We start from the raw sequence: 923 nt of genomic DNA on the forward strand, positions 1-923 counted from the left end.
GCCGGACGATCGCGCGCACCCGCGGCGGCGACGTGACGCTGGCCGATGCCGGCGGGCAGATCACCGAAGAGAATCAACGAGGAGGCGCAGTGTTCATCGCGTCGATACCGGATGCACTACTGACCGACGAGGTGACCCAATGAGAGTACTGGTCGTGGACGACGACTTCCGAGTCGCGGATCTACATGCGGCACTGGTCAATTCGCTGGACAACTACGAGGTGGCCGCGGTGGCGACGAGTATCGCCCAGGCGCGGGAGTTGGCGTCGACCCACTCGTTCGATCTGGCGCTGGTCGATGTCTATCTGCCCGACGGATCCGGAATCGACCTGGTGCGCGAACTCGAGTGCGACGCGTGGTGCTCTCTGCTGCGGCGGATCAACAGACGGTGCGCTCGGCGATGACCGCCGGTGCCTGGACGTACCTGATCAAACCGTTTCCGCGTTCGGCGCTGGTCGATCGCCTCACCGGATACCTGACGTACCGCAGCGCTCTGGACCGTTCGGAGGAGCTGAGCCAGGCCGACATCGACAGCGGACTCGACGCGCTCCGCCCGCGCGCTGCGGCACCGTTGCCGTCCTCGCAGTCCGTCACCCGTGATCTGGTGCTCGACGCGGTCCGCACGACGGCCGAGCCGATGTCCGCGGGTGAAGTTGCTGCCGCCATCGGTATTTCACGTGCGACGGCGCAGCGCTACCTGGCAACCCTGGTCTCCAAGGGGCGATTGCGCATGCAGCTGCGCTACGGGTCGACCGGGAGACCGGAACAGGAGTACTCGCTACCGCCGGGAGCGTGAGGCCGCCACGACCACCGCTCCGATTACGGAAATCGCTGCGGTGACCAGAGCTGCGGTGTTCCATCCTTCGGTCAGCGCAGTCGCGCTGTGGCTGCTAATCGATTGGGTCATTCCGCGGGCTCCACTCC

Annotated in this window: 1 pseudogene; it reads left to right on the forward strand. The window is 66.0% G+C overall.

What is annotated here, in order from left to right:
* Nucleotides 1-139 precede the first annotated feature (139 nt).
* A pseudogene (locus tag RHBS_RS28095) lies at nucleotides 140-795 on the forward strand (response regulator).
* The last annotated feature ends 128 nt before the right edge of the window (nucleotides 796-923 follow it).

Source organism: Rhodococcus sp. BS-15 (assembly GCF_000813105.1).
GTDB lineage: Bacteria > Actinomycetota > Actinomycetes > Mycobacteriales > Mycobacteriaceae > Rhodococcoides.